General features: G+C 67.8%; 24 protein-coding genes. 13 read left to right on the forward strand and 11 right to left on the reverse strand.

Annotated features, from left to right (window positions below; genetic code table 11):
* Positions 1 to 231: 231 nt before the first annotated feature.
* From BLQ77_RS04225 to BLQ77_RS04235, 4 genes are all read right to left on the reverse strand, one after another.
* Positions 232 to 2,133: a propionyl-CoA synthetase gene (locus BLQ77_RS04225; RefSeq protein WP_008885063.1), complete on the reverse strand. Its 1,902-nt coding sequence runs from the start codon at positions 2,131 to 2,133 to the stop codon at positions 232 to 234.
* Positions 2,134 to 2,149: 16 nt separating this feature from the next.
* Positions 2,150 to 2,392, reverse strand: a complete 243-nt coding sequence (locus BLQ77_RS28395) for a hypothetical protein (RefSeq protein ID WP_131821985.1) — start codon at positions 2,390 to 2,392, stop codon at positions 2,150 to 2,152.
* 346 nt (positions 2,393 to 2,738) lie between these two features.
* The gene (locus BLQ77_RS04230; protein WP_089955749.1) at positions 2,739 to 5,018 is read right to left on the reverse strand and encodes an NADP-dependent malic enzyme; all 2,280 of its coding nucleotides are present in this window, start codon (positions 5,016 to 5,018) and stop codon (positions 2,739 to 2,741) included.
* A gap of 140 nt (positions 5,019 to 5,158) precedes the next feature.
* Positions 5,159 to 5,353 (reverse strand): pyrophosphatase, encoded by a 195-nt coding sequence (locus tag BLQ77_RS04235; protein WP_008884819.1) that lies wholly within the window; start codon positions 5,351 to 5,353, stop codon positions 5,159 to 5,161.
* A gap of 187 nt (positions 5,354 to 5,540) precedes the next feature.
* Between BLQ77_RS04235 and BLQ77_RS04240 the strand changes: the two genes are divergently transcribed.
* The 4 genes from BLQ77_RS04240 to BLQ77_RS04255 all read left to right on the forward strand — a co-directional run bounded on the left by BLQ77_RS04240 (position 5,541) and on the right by BLQ77_RS04255 (position 9,069).
* Positions 5,541 to 6,461 carry a manganese-dependent inorganic pyrophosphatase gene (locus tag BLQ77_RS04240; RefSeq protein ID WP_089955754.1) on the forward strand — a complete coding sequence of 307 codons (921 nt, stop codon included), beginning with the start codon at positions 5,541 to 5,543 and terminating at the stop codon, positions 6,459 to 6,461.
* Positions 6,462 to 6,674: 213 nt separating this feature from the next.
* Positions 6,675 to 7,547, forward strand: a complete 873-nt coding sequence (locus tag BLQ77_RS04245; protein WP_089955757.1) for an aldose 1-epimerase family protein — start codon at positions 6,675 to 6,677, stop codon at positions 7,545 to 7,547.
* A gap of 53 nt (positions 7,548 to 7,600) precedes the next feature.
* On the forward strand, positions 7,601 to 8,473 hold the full coding sequence (locus tag BLQ77_RS04250) for a TIGR01459 family HAD-type hydrolase (protein WP_089955760.1): 873 nt from the start codon (positions 7,601 to 7,603) through the stop codon (positions 8,471 to 8,473).
* Positions 8,474 to 8,625: 152 nt separating this feature from the next.
* Positions 8,626 to 9,069, forward strand: coding sequence for a MaoC family dehydratase (locus tag BLQ77_RS04255; RefSeq protein ID WP_008884555.1), 444 nt, complete (start codon positions 8,626 to 8,628; stop codon positions 9,067 to 9,069).
* A 130-nt stretch (positions 9,070 to 9,199) separates the two neighbouring features.
* Here the strand turns inward: BLQ77_RS04255 and BLQ77_RS04260 are convergent, their stop codons facing one another.
* The gene (locus tag BLQ77_RS04260; RefSeq protein ID WP_089955764.1) at positions 9,200 to 10,240 is read right to left on the reverse strand and encodes an NAD(P)/FAD-dependent oxidoreductase; all 1,041 of its coding nucleotides are present in this window, start codon (positions 10,238 to 10,240) and stop codon (positions 9,200 to 9,202) included.
* A gap of 148 nt (positions 10,241 to 10,388) precedes the next feature.
* On the opposite strand from BLQ77_RS04260, the gene mnmC2 reads away from it, so the two are divergent.
* Both mnmC2 and BLQ77_RS04270 read left to right on the forward strand, forming a co-directional pair.
* Positions 10,389 to 11,060: a tRNA (5-methylaminomethyl-2-thiouridine)(34)-methyltransferase MnmC2 gene (mnmC2, locus tag BLQ77_RS04265; RefSeq protein ID WP_089955767.1), complete on the forward strand. Its 672-nt coding sequence runs from the start codon at positions 10,389 to 10,391 to the stop codon at positions 11,058 to 11,060.
* Positions 11,060 to 11,926 (forward strand): DMT family transporter, encoded by an 867-nt coding sequence (locus tag BLQ77_RS04270; protein ID WP_008884364.1) that lies wholly within the window; start codon positions 11,060 to 11,062, stop codon positions 11,924 to 11,926. The genes mnmC2 and BLQ77_RS04270 overlap by 1 nt, the downstream gene beginning before the upstream one ends.
* 78 nt (positions 11,927 to 12,004) lie before the next feature.
* On the opposite strand, the gene thyX is transcribed toward BLQ77_RS04270, so the two are convergent.
* Positions 12,005 to 12,919: an FAD-dependent thymidylate synthase gene (gene thyX / locus BLQ77_RS04275; RefSeq protein ID WP_008885167.1), complete on the reverse strand. Its 915-nt coding sequence runs from the start codon at positions 12,917 to 12,919 to the stop codon at positions 12,005 to 12,007.
* A gap of 235 nt (positions 12,920 to 13,154) precedes the next feature.
* Here thyX and BLQ77_RS04280 point away from each other — a divergent pair, with 235 nt between their 5' ends.
* From BLQ77_RS04280 to BLQ77_RS28670, 3 genes are all read left to right on the forward strand, one after another.
* A complete protein-coding gene (locus BLQ77_RS04280; RefSeq protein ID WP_089955771.1) occupies positions 13,155 to 13,589 on the forward strand; it encodes a VOC family protein in 435 nt (144 codons plus the stop codon).
* The gene (locus tag BLQ77_RS04285; RefSeq protein ID WP_040383893.1) at positions 13,583 to 14,284 is read left to right on the forward strand and encodes a DUF1194 domain-containing protein; all 702 of its coding nucleotides are present in this window, start codon (positions 13,583 to 13,585) and stop codon (positions 14,282 to 14,284) included. The genes BLQ77_RS04280 and BLQ77_RS04285 overlap by 7 nt, the downstream gene beginning before the upstream one ends.
* A gap of 476 nt (positions 14,285 to 14,760) precedes the next feature.
* Complete coding sequence (locus tag BLQ77_RS28670) at positions 14,761 to 14,922, forward strand: hypothetical protein (RefSeq protein WP_008886248.1); 162 nt, start codon at positions 14,761 to 14,763, stop codon at positions 14,920 to 14,922.
* A gap of 365 nt (positions 14,923 to 15,287) precedes the next feature.
* Here BLQ77_RS28670 and BLQ77_RS04290 read toward each other — a convergent pair whose 3' ends face one another.
* From BLQ77_RS04290 to BLQ77_RS04300, 3 genes are all read right to left on the reverse strand, one after another.
* Positions 15,288 to 15,785 carry a MarR family winged helix-turn-helix transcriptional regulator gene (locus tag BLQ77_RS04290; protein ID WP_008883662.1) on the reverse strand — a complete coding sequence of 166 codons (498 nt, stop codon included), beginning with the start codon at positions 15,783 to 15,785 and terminating at the stop codon, positions 15,288 to 15,290.
* Between the two features lie 115 nt (positions 15,786 to 15,900).
* Complete coding sequence (locus tag BLQ77_RS04295; RefSeq protein WP_089955774.1) at positions 15,901 to 16,161, reverse strand: succinate dehydrogenase assembly factor 2; 261 nt, start codon at positions 16,159 to 16,161, stop codon at positions 15,901 to 15,903.
* Complete coding sequence (locus BLQ77_RS04300) at positions 16,158 to 16,553, reverse strand: helix-turn-helix domain-containing protein (protein ID WP_008885604.1); 396 nt, start codon at positions 16,551 to 16,553, stop codon at positions 16,158 to 16,160. The genes BLQ77_RS04295 and BLQ77_RS04300 overlap by 4 nt, the downstream gene beginning before the upstream one ends.
* A gap of 110 nt (positions 16,554 to 16,663) precedes the next feature.
* Between BLQ77_RS04300 and BLQ77_RS04305 the strand changes: the two genes are divergently transcribed.
* The 4 genes from BLQ77_RS04305 to BLQ77_RS04320 all read left to right on the forward strand — a co-directional run bounded on the left by BLQ77_RS04305 (position 16,664) and on the right by BLQ77_RS04320 (position 19,712).
* Positions 16,664 to 17,866, forward strand: coding sequence for a pyridoxal phosphate-dependent aminotransferase (locus tag BLQ77_RS04305; RefSeq protein WP_040383892.1), 1,203 nt, complete (start codon positions 16,664 to 16,666; stop codon positions 17,864 to 17,866).
* Between the two features lie 49 nt (positions 17,867 to 17,915).
* Positions 17,916 to 18,317, forward strand: coding sequence for a hypothetical protein (locus BLQ77_RS04310; protein WP_089955779.1), 402 nt, complete (start codon positions 17,916 to 17,918; stop codon positions 18,315 to 18,317).
* Positions 18,318 to 18,517: 200 nt separating this feature from the next.
* Entirely contained in the window at positions 18,518 to 18,841 is a 324-nt protein-coding gene (locus BLQ77_RS04315; protein WP_165617021.1) for a hypothetical protein, read from the forward strand.
* Positions 18,842 to 18,920: 79 nt separating this feature from the next.
* Positions 18,921 to 19,712, forward strand: a complete 792-nt coding sequence (locus BLQ77_RS04320) for an inositol monophosphatase family protein (RefSeq protein ID WP_008884913.1) — start codon at positions 18,921 to 18,923, stop codon at positions 19,710 to 19,712.
* A gap of 102 nt (positions 19,713 to 19,814) precedes the next feature.
* On the opposite strand, the gene BLQ77_RS04325 is transcribed toward BLQ77_RS04320, so the two are convergent.
* Both BLQ77_RS04325 and BLQ77_RS04330 read right to left on the reverse strand, forming a co-directional pair.
* On the reverse strand, positions 19,815 to 20,183 hold the full coding sequence (locus tag BLQ77_RS04325) for a GFA family protein (protein ID WP_089955786.1): 369 nt from the start codon (positions 20,181 to 20,183) through the stop codon (positions 19,815 to 19,817).
* The gene (locus BLQ77_RS04330) at positions 20,180 to 20,923 is read right to left on the reverse strand and encodes a rhomboid family intramembrane serine protease (protein WP_089955861.1); all 744 of its coding nucleotides are present in this window, start codon (positions 20,921 to 20,923) and stop codon (positions 20,180 to 20,182) included. Before BLQ77_RS04330 ends, BLQ77_RS04325 begins: the two co-directional genes overlap by 4 nt.
* Between the last annotated feature and the right edge of the window lie 26 nt (positions 20,924 to 20,949).

A 20,949-nucleotide genomic window follows, 5' to 3' on the forward strand; every position in this document is an offset into this window, starting at 1 on the left:
AGGCGGCATCCCCGGTCGCCGCACGACCCGAGACCCCTCGCGGCCGGTTCAGTCCGTCTTGGGCGCGCTGTCCTCCGCGTCGACGATCCGGATTGTGTCGTGGACATGGTGCAGCGGTGACGGGAACACCGGCATCCGCAGCGCATCGCCAGCGCGGAAACGCCAGCACTCCCTCTTGTCACACCCCGCCCGGACACGGCCAAAACACCGGGTCCGGGCGGGAAATTCAGGTCAGGCCGGCACCTTCGAGGCGTAGCCCAGCCCCTTTAGCGCCACGCCGATCTCGTCGAGGATGACCGGGTCGTCGATGGTCGCGGGCATCTTGAACTCTTCGCCGTCGGCGATCTTGACCATGGTGGCGCGCAGGATCTTGCCCGAGCGGGTCTTTGGCAGGCGATCCACCACGGTCACCAGCTTGAAGGCCGCGACCGGGCCGATCTGGTCCCGCACCAGCTTCACGCATTCCTTGCAGACCTCGGCATGGTCGCGGTCGACCCCCGAGCTCAGGCAGATGAAGCCGAGCGGCAGCTGGCCCTTGAGCGCGTCCGACACGCCGATCACCGCGCATTCGGCGACGTCGGGGTGCGAGGCCAGAACCTCTTCCATGGCGCCCGTGGACAGGCGGTGCCCCGCGACGTTGATGACGTCATCGGTGCGCGACATGATGTAGAGGTAGCCGTCCTCGTCCTTCATGCCCGCATCGCCGGTTTCGTAGTAGCCCGGGAACTGGCTGAGGTAGGACTTCTTGTAGCGTGCCTCGGCCTGCCAGAGCGTCTGCAGCGTGCCCGGGGGCAGCGGCAGCTTGATGGCGATGGCACCGAGCTCGCCCGCGGGCAGCTCGTGGCCGCCCTCGTCGAGGATGCGCACGTCGTAGCCCGGCATCGCCACAGAGGGGCTGCCCAGCTTCACCGGCAGCAGCTCGATGCCGATGGGGTTGGCGGCGATGCCCCAGCCGGTCTCGGTCTGCCACCAGTGGTCGATCACCGGCACGCCGAGATGCTTCTGCGCCCATTCGATGGTTGAGGGGTCGGCCCGCTCGCCCGCGAGAAACAGCGCCTGCAGGTCGTGCAGCTTGTAGCGCTTGATCCATTCGCCGTCCGGATCCGCCCGGCGGATGGCGCGCAGCGCGGTCGGCGCGGTGAAGAAGCTCTTCACCCGGTGGTTCTGGATGATCCGCCAGAACACGCCGGCATGGGGGGTGCCGATGGGCTTGCCCTCGAACACGATGGTCTGGGCGCCGGTGATCAGCGGGCCGTAGCAGATGTAGGAATGCCCCACGACCCAGCCCACGTCCGAAGCCGCCCAGAACCGGTCGCCCGGCCCGATGTTGTAGATGTTCTTCATCGTCCATTGCAGGGCGACGAGATGGCCCGCGGTGGAGCGGACCACGCCCTTGGGCTGGCCGGTGGTGCCGGAGGTATAGAGGATGTAGGCCGGGTGATTGCCCTCGACCGGCACGCATTCGGCGGGCTTCACGCCGTACTGGAATCCGTGCCACGAGAAGTCGCGGCCCTCGACCAGCTTCGCCACCTCCTGCGCGCGCTGGAAGATCACGCAGAACTCGGGCTTGTGGGTCGAGAGCGCGATGGCCTCGTCGAGCAGCGGCTTGTAATGCACCACCCGGCCGGGCTCGAGGCCGCAGCTCGACGCGATGATCGCCTTGGGCGTGCAGTCGTCGATGCGCACCGCGAGCTCGTGCGCCGCGAAGCCGCCGAACACCACCGAGTGCACCGCGCCAAGCCGGGCGCAGGCCAGCATCGCCTCGAGCGCCTCTGGGATCATCGGCATGTAGATGATGACGCGGTCGCCCTTCTCGATGCCGCGCATCTTGAGCGCGCCCGCCAGCGACGCCACGCGGTCGCGCAGTTCGGAATAGGTGATACCCTTGGTGGCGTGGGTGATCGGGCTTTCGTGCATGATGGCGATCTCGTCGCCCCGGCCCGCCTCGACGTGACGGTCCACCGCATTCCAGCAGGTGTTGACCAGCCCGTCCGAGAACCACTCGTACATGTCGCCGCCCTTGTCGAACAGCGCTTTCGACGGTTCCTTGACCCAGTCGATGGCGCTGGCGGCCTCCATCCAGAACCCCTCGGGATCCTCCTGCCACGCCGCGTACACGTCCTTGTAGCCCATGGGAAAGCTCCTCCTCTCACATCTGGGTAATGTCATGAGGCATGAGCCCCGCACCGAGCAAGTATGTTACCGCATGGCAGGTCAGAATATCGCAGGGTTTCGCGCTTAACAGGGCGCTAACTTCGGCAAATATTTGCAAACTCCCTAAAATATGAGGGAAATCTGCAAAGTTCTCGTCTGTTTGCGAATTGGCAAACTCTGAAATGGCAAAGTCGCGGTGTGCGTGAATCACTTTTGCCGCGTGCGGCGCCTCCTCCATTCGCCTCGGTCACGGCCACGCCGGCCCTTCGTCGCGAGGGGAACTACGCCATGCCGCTTCGGACACAGAGGTCACGCCCCACAACGGCGCGCTGTTGCCCGACGGCCTGCTGCTCACCACGAACAGGATCTGCCGTCCCCAGTTCGGCGCAGCGGTCACCGGCGAGCTGATCGAGTCGGGCGGGGTCCTGAGCATCTAGAGCAGCGGCCAGCCGCGCTTTGACGGCGCGCCGACCTCTATCGGCACAGGCCGGGGTCGATGTGCAGGGGGCCATCGTCCCGCCCCCGCCCGCCGCACCGATCCTGCGCGGATACGAGGCGGCGGTGGTGGCGCGGACGGTGCTCGCTCAGCCGTAGCTGGCGACCGGGGTGCCACCGATGGCGGCCATGTTGAGCAGCCCGCGCGAGGTGATCGAAGGGGTCACGATATGGGCGCGGTTGCCCATGCCCATGAGGATCGGGCCGACCTCGAGCGCCGAGGCCTTGAGGCGCAGGATGTTCCGCACGCCGCTGGCCGCATCCGCCTGCGCGAAGATCAGCACGTTGGCGGCGCCCTGCAGACGGTTGCCCGGCATCAGGCGCTCGCGCAGCTCGGGGTCGAGCGCCGAGTCCACGTGCATCTCGCCCTCGTAGACGAAATCGCGGGTCTCGCTGTCGAGGATGTCGAGCGCGGCGCGGATCCGCGGGCCGGTGCCGTCGTTCTGGTTGCCGAACTGCGAACGCGAGCACAGCGCGATCTGCGGCGTCAGACCGAAGCGGCGCACGTGGCGGGCGGCACCGATCACCGTCTTGGCGATCTGCTCGGGCGTGGGCTCGGTCCAGACTTGCGTGTCGGCGAGGAACAGCGGGCCGTCCTCGAGGATCATCAGCGACAGCGCGCCATTCGGCTCGAAGCCGCCACCGCCCAGAACCTGGGTGATGTAGTTGAGGTGCCAGCGATACTCGCCGAAGGTGCCGCAGATCATGCTGTCGGCCTCTTCGCGGTGCACCATGATGGCGGCAATCGCGGTGGTGTTGGTGCGCAGGATCGCCCGCGCGAGGTCCGGCGTCACCCCGCGGCGCGCCATCAGCCGGTGGTAGGTTTCCCAGTAGTCGCGGTAGCGCGGGTCGTCCTGCGGGTTCACCACGTGGAAGTCGCGGCCGGGACGGATCTCGAGTCCCATGCGCTCGCAACGGCTCTCGAGCACCTCGGGGCGGCCGATGAGGATCGGCTGCTCGGTGGTCTCCTCGAGGATCGCCTGCGCGGCGCGCAGCACGCGCTCGTCCTCGCCCTCGGCGAAGACGATCTTGCGCGAGGCGGTGCGGGCGGCCTCGAACACCGGGCGCATCAGCAGCGCCGACTTGAAGACGCTCTGGTTGAGCTTCTCCTTGTAGGCCTGAAGGTCGTCGAGCGGACGCGCTGCCACGCCCGACTCCATCGCGGCCTTGGCCACCGCGCTCGACACCACCGACGACAGCCGCGGGTCGAAGGGCTTGGGGATCAGGTAGTCGCGACCGAAGGTGAGCTGCTCGCCGTGATAGGCCGCTGCCGCCTCGGCCGAGGTCGTGGCCCGGGCCAGCGCCGCGATGCCCTCGACGCAGGCCAGCGCCATGGCGTCGTTGATCTCGGTCGCGCCCACGTCCAGCGCCCCGCGGAAGATGAAGGGGAAGCAGAGGACGTTGTTCACTTGGTTCGGGAAGTCCGAACGCCCGGTGGCGATGATCGCGTCGGGGGCGACGGCGCGCACGTCGTCGGGCATGATCTCCGGGGTCGGGTTGGCGAGCGCGAAGATGATTGGCCTATCGGCCATGCGCTTGACCTGCTCGGCCTTGAGCACGCCCGGCCCGGAGAGGCCGAGGAAGAGGTCGGCGCCGTCGATGACGTCGTCGAGCGTGCGCAGGCCGCTCTTCTGGGCGAAGCAGGCCTTCTGCGGGTTCATGTCCTCGGCTCGGCCCTCGTAGACGAGGCCGTGGATGTCGCAGAGCCAGACGTTCTCGCGCTTGACCCCGAGCTTTAGCAGCATGTTGAGGCAGGCGATGCCCGCCGCCCCGCCGCCGGTCGAGACCACCTTGACGTCCTCGAAGGCCTTGCCCGCGACGTGCAGCGCGTTGGTCGCGGCGGCGCCCACGACGATGGCGGTGCCGTGCTGGTCGTCATGGAAGACGGGAATGTTCATCCGCTCGCGGCAGATCTTCTCGACGATGAAGCAGTCGGGCGCCTTGATGTCTTCCAGATTGATCGCCCCGAAGGTGGGCTCGAGCGCGCAGACGATCTCGGCCAGCTTCTCGGGGTCGGGCTGGTCGAGCTCGATGTCGAAGCAATCGATGTTGGCGAATTTCTTGAAGAGGACGGCCTTGCCCTCCATCACCGGCTTTGAGGCGAGCGGGCCGATGTTGCCGAGACCCAGCACCGCGGTGCCGTTCGACACCACCGCGACGAGGTTCCCGCGCGAGGTGTAGCGGGCGGCCGTCTGCGGGTCGGCCTTGATCTCAAGACAGGCCTCCGCGACGCCGGGGCTGTAGGCGCGACTGAGGTCACGGCCGTTGGCCAGCGGCTTGGTCGCGCGGACCTCGAGCTTACCGGGCTTGGGGTTCTCGTGGTAGAACAGCGCCGCCTGGCGGAGGCTTTCCTGTGCGGTGTCGGACATTGCGGCGACGCTCCCGATTTAGTTCAATACTGAACAATCTGATGCAGGCCGAATATCAGGAGTCCGACGAGCCGTAAATGGGAAAGGCGCCCATCCGGGTCGGCGAGGGTCGGTCCGGGCGGAAAACCCCGGGCCGCGGATCAGTAGGCGACGGCCTCGAGAAGCTCGATGCGCTGCTCTGCCTGAAGCACGGTGAGGTCCTCGTAGAACGGCTCTCCGGTGCGCTCGGACAGCTCGCGCAGGCGCTCTTCCTGCGTGGCGCTCATGCGCTGGCGCGGGTCCGGGGGAACGTCGAGTGCGGCGTCGATCTGGGCGGGGCGAAACGTGGCGTTCATTTGATCCTATCCTCTGATCATATTCTACGAGCTGCATCCCAACTCCGCAGGAAGGCGCGAGTTCCATCCGATTGAGCAACTGATTGCGCCCACACCTCGCGCGTGCAGCATTTCGCCGGGTGACAAGGCATCGCGCCACGGCTACAAGGCCTGCGAAAATCCGATATGCACCCAAGGAGCTTTCCTCATGACCACCCTGGTATTCGGCCACAAGTCTCCCGACACCGACAGCACCGGCAGCCCCATCGTCTGGGCCTGGTACCTGAACGAGGTGAAGGGCGAGGCCGCCAAGCCCGCGCTGCTGGGCGAGCCCAACACCGAAGCCGCCTTCATGCTCTCGCACTGGGGTCTGGAAAAGCCCGAGATCATCTCCGACGTGGCCGAAGGCGCGCCGGTGGTGATCGTCGACACCAACAACCCGGCCGAGCTGCCGGCATCGATCAACGCCGCCGACATCACCGCGATCATCGACCACCACAAGCTGGTCGGCGGGCTCGAGACCAAAGGCCCGATCGACATCACAGTGCGTCCGCTGGCCTGCACTGCGACCATCATGGTCGACCTGATGGGCGACGACGCCGCCAAGATGCCCGAGGCCATCAAGGGCGCGGCGCTGACCTGCATCCTGTCCGACACGCTCGAGTTCCGCTCGCCGACCACCACCGCCCATGACAAGGCCGTGGCCGAGAAGCTGGCCGCCGACCTCGGCGTCGACATCTCCGAGTTCGCCTCCAAGATGTTCGCGGCCAAGTCCGACGTCTCGGCCTTCTCCGACGCCGAGCTGATCCGCATGGACAGCAAGGAATACGCGGTCGAGGGCACCAAGTTCCGCGTCTCCGTGCTCGAGACCACCGCCCCCGAGATCCCGCTCGACCGCAAGGCGTCGCTGATGGAGAGCTTCAAGACCGTCGCGGCCGAGGATGGCATCGACGAGGTGCTGCTCTTCGTGGTGGACATCATCAAGGAAGAGGCCACCCTGCTGGTCCCGAACGACCTGGTGAAGACCGTGGCCGAGAAGAGCTTCGGCGCCACCGTTTCGGGCGACACCGTGGTCCTGCCGGGCATCATGTCCCGCAAGAAGCAGATCATCCCGAACCTCAAGCTCTGATCGCCGCACTTGCGCGACGTATCGATACATCCGGTGCCGGCCCCCGCGTGGAGGCCGGCATTTTCTTTTGCGAATGCCGCTGCCCGTCTCGGATGCTGTCCCCGGCCGGGCGCCCTGCCCCGCCGTACGGGCGAAATTTCCTGCCCCGACATCTGGTCATCCGCCCCATGCTGGGCGATGCTCCGCCCGCAGAAACCGCGTCGAGACAAGCCCATGCCAACCGATCCCGTCCACATCTCGGGCGACACCATGTCCGCCACCGTGGCGCCGCTCGGCGCCGAGATGCAGACCCTGCGGACCGCCGACGGTGCCGACCTGCTCTGGCACGGCGATCCCCAGTGGTGGAGCGGCCGGTCGCCCATCCTCTTTCCCATCGTCGGGCGCGCCGCGGATGACCGCATCGCCGTGGGCGATTTCGAGACCGGGATGAAGCAGCACGGCTTCGCCCGCCGCGCGCTCTTCACCCTCGACGCGCACGATGCCCGGAGCTGCCGCTTCACCCTGCGCGACAGCGACGAGACCCGCGCCGTCTGGCCCTTTGCCTTCGGGATCGCGGTGACCCACGCCTTTTCCGGCGACACGCTCGAGGTCGCGGTCGAGATCAGCAACGACGACGCCGAGCCGATGCCCTTCGGGTTCGGCTTCCACCCCGCCTTCGCCTGGCCCCTGCCCGGCGGCGCGGGGAAGCCACACGAGATCACCCTCGCCAATGGCGCCGAGCCCGCCCTGGCGCGGCTGAGCGGCGGTCTCCTGCCGCCCGACCGGCTGCCCTCGCCCTTCACCGCGGGCAGGCTGGAGCTGGCGCATGACCAGTTCGAGGCCGACGCGATGATCTTTCCCGAAGGCGCGGGCGAGGCGCTGCGCTACGGCGTGCGCGGCGGGCCGGCGCTGGAGTTCGAATTCGACAACCTGCCCAACCTCGCGCTCTGGCAGCCGCCCGGCGCGCCCTTCCTCTGCGTCGAGCCGTGGCACGGCATGGCCGCCGCTACCGGCGCCTCGCCGCAGGTGGCCGAGCGCCCGTTCAGCCAGAGCCTCGCCCCCGGCGCCACCAGCCGCTTCGCCTGGCGGGTGACCACGCGGCTCTGAGCCGCCCCCCCCCCCCGCATCACACTGACACCAACTTCGACCCTGAGGCCATCATGACCCGGATCATCCACGCTCTGCCCGAAATATCGAACCAGTACGACGCGATGTTCGTCGACCTCTGGGGCTGCGTCCACAACGGCGTCGAGGCCTATCCCGACGCGATCGAGGCCCTGCGCGCCTACCGCGCCAGCGGCGGCGTCGTCGTTCTGGTCACCAACTCGCCGCGCTCGCGCAAGGAGGTGTTCAAGCAGATCGAGCGCTTCGGCGTGCCCGAGGACGCGTGGGACAACATCGCCACCTCCGGCGACTCGGCGCGTGCCGCCATGTTCACCGGCGCCGTCGGCAACAAGGTCTACTTCATCGGCCTCGAGGAAGAGCGCAGCTTCTTCGAGCCGCTGAAGATCATCACCGACCCGGTCGAGATCGAGACCGTGCCGCTGGAAGAGGCCGAGGGCATCGTCTGCACCGGGCTCTTCGACGCCACCGCCGATCCTGCGGCGATGCGGCCGCAGTTCCTCTATGCCAAGCAGAAGGGGCTGAAGCTGCTCTGCGCCAACCCCGACATCGTCGTCGACCGCGGCCACAGGCGCGAGTGGTGTGCCGGCGCGCTGGCGGCGCTCTACACCGAGATGGGCGGCGAGAGCCTCTATTTCGGCAAGCCCCATCCGCCGATCTACGATCTCGCGCGGCGGCGGCTCTTCGAGGTGGCGCCGGATCTCGACGACCCCGCGATCCTCGCCATCGGCGACGGGGTGAAGACCGATATCCTGGGCGCGGTGGGCGAGGACATCGATTCGCTCTTCATCACCGGCGGGCTCGCCGCGGAAGAGACCGCGACCGAGCTCCACCCGCACGAGGAGTTACTGCTCGAGTTCCTCGCCAGGGAAGGCGTGACGCCGACCTACTCCATCGGGTTCCTGCGCTGAGCCGATTCCGGCCCGCCATGCCACTTTGGTACCGATCAGGCACCGGCGGGCCATTTGCCTCTTGATTTTCTGCAGTCGCGAAGTAATAAAGTTGCTCACGAGCGGTAGCGTAGAGCTTATTTATTACCGGACCGAGGATCATGGAGGCTGAGATGTTGGACAATCTTCCGCGTGGAACGATCTGCATCGAGGATATCGAGATGGGCATGACGCGGCACCTGCGCAAACAGGTGACGGATCGCGACATCGAGATGTTCGCGGAGGTCTCGACCGACCGGAACCCGGTGCACCTCGACGACGCCTATGCCCATGACACGATCTTCGAGGGCCGCATCGCCCATGGCATGCTGACCGCCGGGCTGATCTCGGCGGTGATCGGCGAGCAGCTTCCCGGCCACGGCACCATCTACCTCGGCCAGACGCTGAAGTTCCTCGGCCCGGTGCGCCCCGGCGACGTGGTGCATGCCGAGGTGACGGTGGTCGACATCGACCACGCCAAGCGCCGGGTGACGCTCGACTGCCATTGCTCGGTGGACGGCAAGAAGGTGGTGATCGGCGAGGCCAAGGTTCTGGCGCCCTCGCGCAAGTTCGACTGAGGCGCACAGACCGGAAGCGGCGCCCGGCCGCGATGTCCGGCCTGCCTCCGGCGGGGATATTTGAGGCCATTGGAAGAGCCGGGGTCGCGCGCCCCGGCTTTCGTGTTTTCCGAACCGTCCCGTCGCGGCGTCAGAGCGAGTCTTCGACCCGGAAGCCGTCGGGGATGGTGTCGCGCCCGTCCAGCATCAGCGCGGACATCACCTCGGCGACCTTGGGCGCCATGCCGAAGCCGATCTTGAAGCCGCCGTTGGCGATGTAATGTCCGGGCCGGTCGGGCCACGGCCCCAGCATCGGCGCCCGGCTGCGGGCGCGCGGGCGCGCCCCGGCCCAGCGCTCCACCACCTCGGCCCCGTGCAGCACCGGCATCGCCGCCACGGCGCGCTCGACCAGCGCGTCGCACTGGTCGTCGGTGCTCGAGGGGTCGTCGAACTCGCGCTCGGTGGTCGAGCCCAGCGCCACGGTGCCGTCATGATGCGGCACGATATGCAGCCCGCCGGCGAAGACCTGCGGCACCTCCCCCGCGTCGTGGCGCAAGAGCACCGACTGGCCCTTGATGCCGGTGCCTACCGGCCGGCCCAGCGCCTGCGAGAGATCCAGCAGCCCGCGCCAGCCGGTGGCCCAGAGCACCGCGCCCTCGTCCTCGGCCTCGGGAACGATCTCGACCCCGCGCACCGCCAGCGCCGCCTGCAGCGCCGCCCCGGCCCGGCGCGGCGACATGCGCGCGCTCAGCGTGTCGCGGATCAGCCAGCCGCTGGGGCTGAGCGGCGCCCATGGGCCCGCATCGTCGGCGCGGATCAGCTCCCACACCGCGGCATCGCCCCAGAGTTCGCGCGCGGTCAGCGCCCGCGCCCGCGCCAGCTCGAGCGCCGCGTCGTCGGCCACCGGCTGCAGCCGTCCGCTGCGGGCATAGTCCGGGGACACGCCGCCCTCGGCCTCGACCGCGTGCCAGAAGCCTTCCGCCATCAGCAGGCTCTCGAGCTGGAACGCTTTCTTGGGGTTCCAGTTCTCGGGCACGTGCGGCGCCAATGCGCCCACCAGCCCGCCGCTCGAGCCCGCGCCAAGTCCGTACGGGTCAACCACCCGCACCGTCGCACCGCCGCGCAGGCAGCTCCACGCAATGGAGAGGCCGAAGATCCCCGCCCCGCGCACGGTCACATCCACACTTGCCATTCCCGAGCCTCCCGTCCATGGTCGCGCCCGTTCTACAGCGTTTCGCCTTGAACCTGAATCGCAATTCGGCGCCGTCCGTACCGGCCCCGAACGCGCCGCGAGCCCACCGCAGCAGGCTCAAGCTGAAACCCATTTTGGACAGACCACCATGACCAACCAGCCGGATGCGCCGATCTGGCGCGACGGCGGGGTGCCGGTATCGCCCCGCTTCGACGACCCCTATTACTCGCTCGAGAACGGCCTCGCCGAGACCCGCCACACCTTCCTCGCCGGGAACGCCCTGCCGGAGCGCTTCCGGGACGGCTTTCATGTGGCCGAGCTGGGCTTCGGCACCGGGCTCAACCTGCTGGCGACGCTGCAGCTCTGGCGCGACGCGGGCTGCGCCGGGCGTCTGAGCTTCACCAGTTTCGAGGCCTTCCCGCTCGAGGCCGGCGACATGATCCGGGCGCAGGCTGCCTTTCCCGAACTGTGCGACATCGCCGAGGAGCTGGCACCGTTCTGGCGTGGCGGCGCGCGCAAGATCGAGCTTCCCGACCTCGCCTTCTGCATGGTTGCGGGCGATGCGCGCGAGACCCTGCCCGCCTGGGAGGGCCGCGCCGACGCGTGGTTCCTCGACGGCTTCTCGCCCGCCAAGAACCCCGAGCTCTGGGGGCCGCAGCTGATGGCGGAGGTCGCGCGCCATACCGCGCCGGGCGGCACCGCCGCGAGCTACACCGCCGCGGGCCATGTCCGCCGCGCGCTCGAGGCGGCAGGGTTCGCGGTGACCCGCCAGCCGGGATATGGGCGCAAGCGACACATGACCGTGGCGGAGTTTTCCTGATGGCACAGCAGAACACGAGCCTCGGCATCTGGCTGATGGTCTTCACCACGCTGGTCTTCGCGCTGCAGGACGGCATCTCGCGGCACCTGTCGGCCGAGTACAACGTCTACATGGTGGTGATGATCCGCTACTGGTTCTTCGCAGCCTTCGTGATGGCCGTCGCGGGGCGGCAGGCGGGCGGGCTCAGGGCCGCCGCCGCCACCAGTCAGCCGCTTCTGCAGATCTTCCGCGGCGTGCTGCTGGTGGCCGAGATCTGGGTCATGGTCACCGCCTTCGTGCTGCTGGGCCTCACCGAGAGCCACGCGGTCTTCACCGCCTACCCGCTGCTGGTGGCGGCGCTCTCGGGGCCGATCCTCGGCGAGAAGGTCGGCTGGCGGCGCTGGACCGCCATCGGCGTCGGCTTCATCGGCGTCATCATCATCCTGCAACCCTCGGGCGGGGTGTTCTCGCCCTATGCGGTGGTGCCGCTGGTGGCGGCGCTGATGTTCGCGCTCTACGGCCTGCTGACGCGCTACGTGGCGCGCAAGGACAGCGCCGCGACCTCGTTCTTCTGGACCGGCATCTCGGGGGGGATCACCGCCACCGTTGTGGGCGCGTGGTTCTGGGAGCCTATGACCGGCGCGGACTGGGGCTGGATGGGGCTGCTCTGCATCACCGGCGCGCTCGGGCATTTCACCCTGATCAAGTGCTACGAGGTCGCCGAGGCCTCGGCGGTGCAGCCCTTCGCCTACCTGCAGCTGGTCTTCGCGGCGGCGCTGGGGATGACGGTCTTTGGCGAAACCCTGCGCCCGAACGTGGCGATCGGCGCCTGCATCATCGTGGCGGCGGGGCTCTTCACCCTGTGGCGCGCCCGGGTCAGGGGCTGACCCGGGCGCGCCAGGGGGCCAGGGGATGCGCCGGATCCCGGCGGGCGCCACCACGGCCCCGCCGGTCGCTGTCTTCGGTCAGGCGGCGCCGTCGAGGACGGCCCGGAACTCGCGCCATTCGCCCTTGGACATGCCCGAGCTCTCCTGCGTGACCTCCTCGCCCTTCAGCATCCGGCGCACGCAGTCGAGCGCCGTGGCCGAGAGCTGCGCACCGCCCATGCGGTAATCCTCGAAGGCGCGGAAGGCGAAGGGCACCCAGTCGCGCACCACCTCGCAGATCGCGTCGGCGTAGACGCGGATCTCGTACTGGGCGTGCGCATCGGCGCGCAGGCGCAGGAAGTGCAGCAGGTTGTGAAGATCCACCTTCCAGTACCACTGGGTGTAGATGTTGGCGGGCAGGTTCATCCGCGCCAGCTCCCGCGCGAGGCCCTGCTGGCCCTCGGTCGAGATCATCTCCTCGTAGTGGTCGTAGGCCCGCATTGCGTCGTCGCGCAGGTAGCGCAGCACGCGCTCGGCTTCCTCGCCTGAAAGGGTCTCGCCCCGGCCCTGGTTGTTCACCACCGACTGCGCGGCGAGATGCTCGGGCGCGGGGGTGTAGAACTCGCGGTCGAGAATCGAGTAGCGCGCCGAGTATTCGTTCACGTTCGCGGTGCGGTGGCGGATCCACTGCCGCGCCACGAAGATCGGCAGCTTCACGTGCAGCTTGATTTCGCACATTTCGAAGGGGGTCGAGTGCCAGTGCCGCATCAGGTAGCGGATCAGACCCTCGTCGTTGCTGACCGACTTGGTGCCGCGACCGTAGGACACCCGCGCCGCCTGGCAGATCGCCGCGTCGTCGCCCATGTAGTCCACGACCCGGACGAAGCCGTGATCGAGCACCGGCAGCGCGGTGTAGAGATGTTGCTCCATGCCCGGCGCCACGGCACGCAGGGTCTCCTGCGGGGTGCTGCGCTGCGCGTCGATTTCGGCCTGCTGGTCGGGGCTGAGCGGCATGGGGCGAATCCCTTTTTCTTCAAGCTGCGAGTCGGTGAACCCCATATATGGCGGATCTGACCGTGGAAGCCAGCCATATGGGGTGTGGTTGGCACGCGTGCCGCCGCACGCCCCCCCGGCGGCCACGAACCGCGGCGCCATGGGCTCGTGAGCGCGGCACGAGACTGCACACTCGACATATTCGCTGCGCTCTCTACTCTCTGGAGTCAACCAACTGACGGAAGGAGCATGCTCCATGGGCATCAAGTATCTGCACACCATGGTCCGCGTGAAGGACCTCGACAAATCCATCGCATTCTACGAGCTGCTGGGCCTCACCGAGCGCCGCCGCGTCGAGAACGAGAACGGCCGCTTCACCCTCGTATTCCTGTGCCCGCCCGAACAGGCCGACGGCACCGCCGACGTGGAGCTGACCTACAACTGGGACGGCGATGACGGCCTGCCCTCGGATTCGCGGCACTTCGGCCACCTCGCCTACTCGGTCCCGAACATCTACGAGACCTGCCAGCTGCTGATGGACAAGGGCGTGACCATCAACCGGCCGCCGCGCGACGGGCACATGGCCTTCGTGCGCTCGCCGGACAACGTGTCGGTCGAGATCCTGCAGCAGGGCGACGCCCTGCCCGAGCAGGAGCCCTGGGCCAGCATGTCCAACACGGGCCACTGGTGACGCTGGCGGCCCTCCGGCTGGCGGCGCGAGCCGCAGTGGCGCTGGTGCTCTGCACCGGTGCCGTCCGGGCGGAGGGCTGCCGTCTGGCGCTGCTGATGGCGCTGGACGTATCGTCTTCGGTGGACGACGCGGAATACACCCTGCAGAAACAGGGGCTCGCCGCGGCGCTGGCGGACCCCGATATCTCGCAGTCGATCTTCGGTGGCGAGGGCGACGTGGTGCTGGGCGTCTACGAATGGAGCGGGCGGCGGCAGTCGGTCATCGTGCTCGACTGGACGCCGCTCACCGACGAGGCGGCTTTGCAGCAGGCGGTGGCGCAGATCCTCGCCGCGCCGCGCAGCCACAACCGCTTTCCCACCGCGATGGGCTACGCGCTCGGCTACGGCGCGACGATGCTGCAGCGGGCCCCGGTCTGCTCGCGGCGGGTGATCGACGTCTCCGGCGACGGCATCACCAACGACGGCTTCCGTCCGCAGCAGGCCTACGCGCATTTCCCCTTCACCAACGTGACCGTGAACGGGCTGGCGGTGCTGGGCTCGGACCCGCGGGTGGTGGAGTACTTCCGCGGCGAGGTCGTACACGGCCCCGGCGCCTTCGTCGAGGTGGCGCAAAGCTACGAGGACTTCCGCCGCGCGATGACGCTCAAGCTGTTCCGCGAGCTCAACGACATGATCGTGGGACAGCTCCTGCCCTGAGGCGGTGGCGGGCTGGTCTGCAGGCCTGGGGCGCCGGCGAGCCGTTCCAGGAGCCCAGCGCGCGGTTCTAAGGCATGGAGGTGCCGATCTGAGGACGTCGAGAGCTGAGACATTGCGGTGACGGGCAGACCTCTGCCTCTGCCTCTGCCTCTGCCTCTGCCTCTGCCTCTGCCTCTGCCTCTGCCTCTGCCTCTGCCTCTGCCGAAAAAGCTCACGCGGTTGCCGGACAGTCCAGACCGTTTCCGAACGCCCTGCATCAGCGCCTCACGGCCTCCAACCCTCCAAGCAAGTCCCTTGCGGCCACGGAAGCGCACGAACCCGCAGTTCCGCCATGCCGCGGCAGCGGAAGCGGCAACAATCCTCCCCTGCAGCGCCGGCTTTGTCGCCACCTCAACGAAAGTCGCGGTCGCCAATGTCACATGTGGCATTGTGTCGCCGCGAATCCGTGATAGCCTCGTTATCAGGGAGGAACTTACATGATGGCTTTTGTGATTGGCCTGTTCATAGGCTTTCTGATCATCTCACCCGTGATCGCGCTGGTTGTTGCGGTCGGGCGCCTGTCGCAGGCGCGAGAGGGTGCAATCGCACCGCGCCCGGTGCCGCGCCTCAGGGTCGTGGGCCTCGACGGGACATACTGATCCCGGCGACGCCTGGCCCGCTGACTTCAGATTCCTGAGAAATCGCCACGACGCTCCGAGAGGGCTCAAAGCGGCTGCGTGTGGCCAGAGGTCTGGCCCGCGCGGCCGCCCTTACGTGCGGCGTCGCAAAGGCTTGAGAACAGCTCCACCGAACAGACCGGCATGTGGGCCTGCAGTGTAGCCTCAAAGGCTGCAAGAAAACTCTGCTGTGAACAGCCCCGCGCGTCCGAGACGCCTTCACGTCTCAGCACCGGCCAAAACCGCCTCGCTCGCGGTCCCGTCACCATCAGGCACATGTGTCCCTGTCCCTCCGGCACAACGCCGACACGGCGTCCCCGCACAGGGCCGAGAAACGCGGCGCGGGGTCAGTAGATGTAGCGGATCTGATCGGTCCAGTAGCGCTCCAGACGGCGCAGGGAGTTGTTGATCGTGTCGAGGCCGTTCAGGTCGATCACGTTGCGGCCTTCGAGCCCGTCGGAGTGGCGTTCGAACAGCGATTGCACCATGTCGCGGATGTCGCGGCCCTGCGCGGTGAGCCGCACCCGGACCGAGCGGCGGTCGATCTCGCAGCGCTGGTGATGCATGTAGCCCATCTCGACCAGCTTCTTGAGATTGTAGCTGACGTTGCTGCCCTGATAGTAGCCGCGGGACTTGAGCTCGCCCGCGGTCACCTCGTTGTCGCCGATGTTGTAGAGCAGGAGCGCCTGCACCGCGTTGATCTCGATGACGCCGGTGCGTTCGAACTCGTCCTTGATCACATCGAGCAGAAGCCTGTGCAGTCTTTCGACCAGCGCCAGCGTTTCAAGATACCCGGCCATGTAGCCGCTGAGCGGCTTCTTTCCCATGGAGGCATGAATGCTCATAACGGTCTCCGCCTGTTCTGTTTGAACGGCAGATTTGGGGCAAAAAGACCAACAATCGGTTAAGTCTCATAAGATACTTGGAAAACCGCGCCTTTCTTTTGCCCTCGCGGTCCCGTCACGGGTTGCAGGCCACCGCGGTGATGTCGGCAATCAGCGGCTGCAGCGGTGCAGGCGCCGGGCGCTGGCCGGACACCCACTGGTAGAGATCCTGGTCGTTCTCCTCGAGCAGCGCCTCGTAGGCGTCGAGCTCGGCGGCGCTCATGCCCGCCAGCCGCACGTCGACGTAGCGCATCAGGATGATGTCCATTTCCTTGATGCCCCGGCGCATCGAGCGCATGGTCAGGCGTTTCAGGCGGTTCTCGGGTGTCTCGGTCATGCCTCGTCCTTCAGAAGCCGGCGCAAAGTCTTCTCCAGCCGCCCGAGCCGGTCGCCGGCGGTCTGGATCTCGGTCTTGAGCGCGCGGATCTCCAGCAGCGCCTCGTTCACGTCGGCGGGAAGCGCCGGCTCGGTATCCCCGGGGCCCGAGAGCCCCTCGCCCTCGCCGGTCAGCAGCCAGCCCATCGAGACGTTCAGCAGCCCCGCCAGCATCTGCAGCCGGTTGGCGCGCGGCTCGGAGAGATCGTTCTCCCACCCCTGCAGCGTCTTCAGCTTCACGCCCAGCCGGCGCGCCAGTTTCTCCTGCCCCATCCCGGCGGCCTCGCGGGCGGCGGCGATGCGGTCCCCGAAGGTGGCGGCGTCGGGGCCATACCAGTCGGTCGTGTCGGTCATCTCGCTCTCCTCCCGGTCCGGGCCGGCCTTCCGCGCGGCCACCGAAGCCGCTTGAACGGGTGCGGGGCGCACCCTATGACAGTCAGGACCTCAATACAAACGGTGCCCTCATGGCTTTTCTCTCCGATACCCTCGCGCGCGTGAAACCCTCTCCGACCGTGGCTGTGACCCAGCTTGCGGCGGAACTCAAGGCGCAGGGCAAGGACGTGATCGGCCTCGGCGCCGGTGAACCCGATTTCGACACGCCCGACAACATCAAGGCGGCGGCGGTCGCGGCCATCGAGGCGGGCAAGACCAAGTACACCGCCCCCGACGGCGTGCTCGAGCTGAAACAGGCGATCTGCGCCAAGTTCAAGCGCGAGAACGGGCTCGACTACGAGCCCGCGCAGATCAGCGTCTCGACCGGCGGCAAGCAGGTGCTCTACAACGCCTTCATGGCGACGCTGAACCCCGGCGACGAGGTGATCATCCCCGCGCCCTACTGGGTCAGCTACCCGGACATGGTGCTGCTCGGCCAGGGCACGCCGGTGGTGATCGAGGGCAAGCCCGAGCTCGGCTACAAGATCACCCCCGAGCTGCTCGAGGCGGCGATCACGCCCAGGACCAAGTGGTTCCTGTTCAACTCGCCGTCGAATCCGACCGGCGCGGGCTACACCCGAGACGAGCTGAAGGCGATCACCGAGGTGCTGATGCGCCACCCGCATGTCTGGGTGATGACCGACGACATGTACGAACATCTCGCCTATGACGGTTTCGAGTTCTGCACCCCGGCCCAGGTCGAGCCGCGCCTCTACGAGCGCACCCTGACCTGCAACGGCGTCTCCAAGGCCTATGCCATGACCGGCTGGCGGATCGGCTACGCGGGCGGCCCCAAGGAGCTGATCGCGGCGATGCGCAAGATCCAGTCGCAATCGACCACCAACCCCTGCTCGATCAGCCAGTGGGCGGCGGTCGAGGCGCTGAACGGGCCGCAGGATTTCCTCGCGCCCCGGGCCGAGGCCTTCAAGCGCCGCCGCGACCTCGTGGTCGAGCGGCTCAACGCCATCGAAGGCATCACCTGCCCGGTGCCCGAGGGGGCGTTCTACGTCTACCCCTCGATCGCCGGCCTGCTGGGCAAGACCTCGAAGGGCGGCACCCTGATCGAGAACGACGAGGCCTTCTGCAAGGCGCTCTTGGAAGAGAACGGCGTGGCGGTGGTGTTCGGCGCGGCCTTCGGCCTGAGCCCGAACTTCCGCATCTCCTACGCCACCTCCGACGCGGCGCTGGAAGAGGCCTGCAACCGCATCGCGGCCTTCTGCGCCGGGCTCTCCTGAGCCCGGACAGCCGCGCTCCAGACGGGGTGACGACACAGGAGGGAACGACATGGCCGGCGATCTGCCCGACTACTACTTCCGCATCCGCGAGAACGGCGCCGCGGTGTTCCGAGTGGACACCGCGAACCGCCAGCGCCGGATCGAAATGGACCAGATCGCCGTCGTGAACGTCAAGCGGGACGAGATCCGGCCGCACGGGGACTCTCCGCTCAGCGACGCCGATCTCGCCGCCATCCGCAGCTGGCTGACCGATCGCAAGGCGCTGCTCGCCCAGCGCGACATCGACGACATCCACCGCGCCGTCGATCATCTCAACCTCACCGCCCAGTGGGCGCAGTCCCGCGCCACCGACGACCAGCTCGACGAGGTCACCGACGCGTTGTTGCTGGCGATGCACGACCTGCGCGCGGTGCTGGTCCGCAAGCGCGCGGACAGGCTTAGCAGGGGCTGAAGGGCAGCGCAGGGGCGGATGAGTCTTCGCCTCCCGCACCGCCACCGAGCGCGAAACGGCAACGATCCCCGCCTTTAAACCGGGACTGTTTCCGCCCCTCCACCAATACTCGGAAATCGGGCGGAAATTCGACACGCCCCCGTCGCTGGTACTCTCGCAAGCCTGCTTTTCGCTTTGAAAAGAGGTCCATCTGGGGACCCATGCGCGCTTTGACAGTGTTTGCCGCCGCCGCGGCGCTTGCGATTTCCGCCTCCCAGGCCCTGGCCCGGAACGACGCCCACACCGGCGATGCCACCGCCGATCTCAGCCGCCAGCCGCTGATCCAGGCCTGCCCGGCCGCCAACGACTGCCCCGCCGGACCACAGCCGGTGATGGTGGGCGGCGTGATCTCCTGCGGCTTCCCCACGGCAGGCCCCTATTCCACCCCGTCGGACCACGCGCTACGGGCCGGCCGGGGCTCTGATCGGGGCGATCTGCCCCGGGCCTGCGCGCCGGAAGGCGAAAAGGGCGTGGTCTCGACGTAATCCGCGTGCCCGCAAGGCTTGGCAAAGGCGGACAGGCCGCGTATACGCGCGGCCTGAACCATTTGCCGAGGGTATGACCATGCAGGGCAGTGCAAATCTCAACATCATGATCAAGGCGGCACGCAAGGCGGGCCGCTCGCTGGTGAAGGATTTCCGCGAGGTCGAGAACCTGCAGGTCTCGATGAAGGGTGCGGGGGACTTCGTCAGCCGCGCCGATATCGCGGCCGAGGCCATCCTCAAGGAAGAGCTGCTGGGCGCCCGGCCCAACTACGGCTGGCTCGGCGAGGAAGGCGGCGGCCAGGACGGCACCGACCCGACCCGCCGCTGGATCGTCGACCCGCTCGACGGCACCACCAACTTCCTGCACGGCCTGCCGCACTGGGCGATCTCCATCGCGCTCGAGCACAAGGGCCAGATCGTCGCCGGCGTGGTCTTCGACCCCGCCAAGGACGAGATGTTCTACGCCGAGAAGGGCAGCGGCGCCTGGCTCAACGACTCGCGCCGCCTGCGCGTCTCGGGCCGCACCCGGCTGATCGAGGCGATCTTCGCCACCGGCGTGCCCTTCGCCGCCAAGAAGACCCTGCCCGCCACGCTCAAGGACCTCGCCCGACTGATGCCGGAATGCGCCGGCGTCCGCCGCTTCGGCTCTGCCGCGCTCGACCTCGCCTACGTCGCCGCCGGCCGCTACGACGGCTACTGGGAGCGTGAGCTGCAGATCTGGGACATCGCCGCGGGCTACCTCATCGCGCAGGAGGCAGGCGCGCTGGTCGACGGCGTGCGCGAGGGCCAGGACCCGCTCGAGACGGGCTCGCTCCTCTGCGCCAACAACGCCATCTTCGACGGCTTCGCCAAGGTCATCCGCGAGGTCTGAGTCCCCTTCCGGGGCCACAGGGACTGCGGGCCGCCCTGTCGCGCGGCCCCCGCCCTTCATCTTGCCGGATAAACTCCCGCCGGAGGCGTCCCGACGCCGGCCCTAGCGGTCCGAGGGATGGTTAACGCCGTCCGACCAGCCAATGGGCTCGTGCTCGGCCGGGTTCACCCCCTCGATCGCCCCCATGTTGACGCCGTATTCGTTCGGGTTCGACCGCCGCCGGTGGTACATGTAGATGCCGCAGACCGAGCAGAAATGGTGCTGCGCCGTCATCGTGCCGAACTGGTAAAGCGTCAGCGTCTCCGCCCCCGTCACCACCTCTACTCCGTCGAGCGGCGCCGTCACCGCGGGCGTGCCCCGGCGGCGGCAGTAGGAGCAGTCGCAGCGCCGCGCCGTCGCGAGCCCGTCGCTGAGCGTCACGCGCAGCTCGACCGCGCCACAGTGGCAGGTGACCTTGACCGGATCCGTCATCGTTTGCGTCCTATCCTGGGAATGCGGGTGGTGTCGGCGTAGTTCATCGCCGGGTGCGGCGGGTGGCCGTGGTTGCGGTTCCAGTAGGCGGGGCCGCCCTTGCGCAGCCAGATCGGCAGGATCATCCCCATGCCCGCGACGAAGCCGCCGAGATGCGCCCAGTAGGCCACGCCACTGCCGTCGCCCTGCGCGCCGAACCCGCCCAGAAGCTGCAGCGCGAACCACACGGCCAGCAGGATCCACGCCGGCACCGGCAGGATCTTGAAGAAGATGATCAGGAAGATGAAGATGTCGACCCGCGCCTTCGGAAACAGCAGCAGGTAGCCCCCCATCACGCCCGCGATGGCGCCCGAGGCACCGACGGTGGGCACCGGCGACAGCGGCGCCGCGAGATAATGCGCGAGCCCCGCGATCACCCCGCAGCCGAGGTAGAAGGCAAGGTATCGCCCGTGGCCCAGCTCGTCCTCGATATTGTCGCCGAAGATGAAGAGGAACAGCATGTTGCCGGCAAGGTGCGCCAGCCCGCCATGCAGGAACATCGAAGTCAAGAGGCCCGGGATGCCGTCGCCCTGCGTCACCAGCGCCGGGATCAGCGCCCAGTCGTAGAAGAAGGCGCTGAGCGCGCGGTCGTCGCGGAACAGCGACCAGTAGCTGAAGAAGATGGCGATGTTCGCCACGATCAGGCCGTAGGTCACGTAGGGCGTGCGCCCCGAGGGGTTATGATCGCGGATCGGAAACATCGCCATGACCTTGGCGCGAATTCCCG

This window comes from Salipiger thiooxidans (genome assembly GCF_900102075.1).
In the GTDB taxonomy this organism is placed as follows: Bacteria; Pseudomonadota; Alphaproteobacteria; order Rhodobacterales; family Rhodobacteraceae; genus Salipiger; species Salipiger thiooxidans.

What these genes read in the sequence shown, in the direction of transcription:
- BLQ77_RS04225 (WP_008885063.1), bottom strand. Translation starts at nt 2,133, where the DNA reads ATGGGCTACAAGGACGTGTACGCGGCGTGGCAGGAGGATCCCGAGGGG.
- BLQ77_RS04290 (WP_008883662.1), bottom strand. Translation starts at nt 15,785, where the DNA reads ATGAGCATTCATGCCTCCATGGGAAAGAAGCCGCTCAGCGGCTACATG.
- BLQ77_RS28670 (WP_008886248.1), top strand. Translation starts at nt 14,761, where the DNA reads ATGATGGCTTTTGTGATTGGCCTGTTCATAGGCTTTCTGATCATCTCA.
- BLQ77_RS04240 (WP_089955754.1), top strand. Translation starts at nt 5,541, where the DNA reads ATGACCACCCTGGTATTCGGCCACAAGTCTCCCGACACCGACAGCACC.
- BLQ77_RS04295 (WP_089955774.1), bottom strand. Translation starts at nt 16,161, where the DNA reads ATGACCGAGACACCCGAGAACCGCCTGAAACGCCTGACCATGCGCTCG.
- BLQ77_RS04300 (WP_008885604.1), bottom strand. Translation starts at nt 16,553, where the DNA reads ATGACCGACACGACCGACTGGTATGGCCCCGACGCCGCCACCTTCGGG.
- BLQ77_RS04325 (WP_089955786.1), bottom strand. Translation starts at nt 20,183, where the DNA reads ATGACGGATCCGGTCAAGGTCACCTGCCACTGTGGCGCGGTCGAGCTG.
- BLQ77_RS04305 (WP_040383892.1), top strand. Translation starts at nt 16,664, where the DNA reads ATGGCTTTTCTCTCCGATACCCTCGCGCGCGTGAAACCCTCTCCGACC.
- BLQ77_RS04330 (WP_089955861.1), bottom strand. Translation starts at nt 20,923, where the DNA reads ATGTTTCCGATCCGCGATCATAACCCCTCGGGGCGCACGCCCTACGTG.
- BLQ77_RS04245 (WP_089955757.1), top strand. Translation starts at nt 6,675, where the DNA reads ATGCCAACCGATCCCGTCCACATCTCGGGCGACACCATGTCCGCCACC.
- BLQ77_RS04250 (WP_089955760.1), top strand. Translation starts at nt 7,601, where the DNA reads ATGACCCGGATCATCCACGCTCTGCCCGAAATATCGAACCAGTACGAC.
- BLQ77_RS04280 (WP_089955771.1), top strand. Translation starts at nt 13,155, where the DNA reads ATGGGCATCAAGTATCTGCACACCATGGTCCGCGTGAAGGACCTCGAC.
- BLQ77_RS04255 (WP_008884555.1), top strand. Translation starts at nt 8,626, where the DNA reads ATGTTGGACAATCTTCCGCGTGGAACGATCTGCATCGAGGATATCGAG.
- BLQ77_RS04270 (WP_008884364.1), top strand. Translation starts at nt 11,060, where the DNA reads ATGGCACAGCAGAACACGAGCCTCGGCATCTGGCTGATGGTCTTCACC.
- thyX (WP_008885167.1), bottom strand. Translation starts at nt 12,919, where the DNA reads ATGCCGCTCAGCCCCGACCAGCAGGCCGAAATCGACGCGCAGCGCAGC.
- BLQ77_RS04315 (WP_165617021.1), top strand. Translation starts at nt 18,518, where the DNA reads ATGCGCGCTTTGACAGTGTTTGCCGCCGCCGCGGCGCTTGCGATTTCC.
- BLQ77_RS28395 (WP_131821985.1), bottom strand. Translation starts at nt 2,392, where the DNA reads ATGGAGGAGGCGCCGCACGCGGCAAAAGTGATTCACGCACACCGCGAC.
- BLQ77_RS04235 (WP_008884819.1), bottom strand. Translation starts at nt 5,353, where the DNA reads ATGAACGCCACGTTTCGCCCCGCCCAGATCGACGCCGCACTCGACGTT.
- BLQ77_RS04310 (WP_089955779.1), top strand. Translation starts at nt 17,916, where the DNA reads ATGGCCGGCGATCTGCCCGACTACTACTTCCGCATCCGCGAGAACGGC.
- BLQ77_RS04230 (WP_089955749.1), bottom strand. Translation starts at nt 5,018, where the DNA reads ATGTCCGACACCGCACAGGAAAGCCTCCGCCAGGCGGCGCTGTTCTAC.
- BLQ77_RS04320 (WP_008884913.1), top strand. Translation starts at nt 18,921, where the DNA reads ATGCAGGGCAGTGCAAATCTCAACATCATGATCAAGGCGGCACGCAAG.
- mnmC2 (WP_089955767.1), top strand. Translation starts at nt 10,389, where the DNA reads ATGACCAACCAGCCGGATGCGCCGATCTGGCGCGACGGCGGGGTGCCG.
- BLQ77_RS04260 (WP_089955764.1), bottom strand. Translation starts at nt 10,240, where the DNA reads ATGGCAAGTGTGGATGTGACCGTGCGCGGGGCGGGGATCTTCGGCCTC.